The organism is Cereibacter changlensis JA139 (assembly GCF_003034985.1).
Classification (GTDB): Bacteria; Pseudomonadota; Alphaproteobacteria; order Rhodobacterales; family Rhodobacteraceae; genus Cereibacter; species Cereibacter changlensis.
In genome coordinates, this window is the sequence record NZ_PZKG01000469.1 from 1 (window position 1) to 256 (window position 256).

The following is a 256-nucleotide window of genomic DNA, read 5'->3' on the forward strand; positions in this document are numbered from 1 at the left end:
AAACTCGTTTATCTTGAACTTGCCCCAGCGCATCGGCGCGTTGGCGTCCACCATGGTCCCGGGACCGAGCAGGCCCAGCTCCATCGCCTGGGCCACGGCGAAGATCTTGAAGGCCGAGCCGAGCTCGTATACCCCCTGCACCGCGCGGTTGAAGAGCGGGCTGTCGGCGGGATCGTCCTTCTTGCCGACCAGCGGCTGCGGCCGGTCGTTCGGGTCGAAGTCGGGCAGCGAGACGAGGCTGAGGATCTCGCCGGTA

At 66.4% G+C, this 256-nt stretch carries 1 protein-coding gene; it reads right to left on the bottom strand.

Annotated elements, in window-relative coordinates; translation table 11 throughout:
- Nucleotides 1–256: penicillin-binding transpeptidase domain-containing protein (locus tag C5F48_RS24700; protein ID WP_258186608.1), on the bottom strand; the 256-nt coding region annotated here is incomplete at both ends.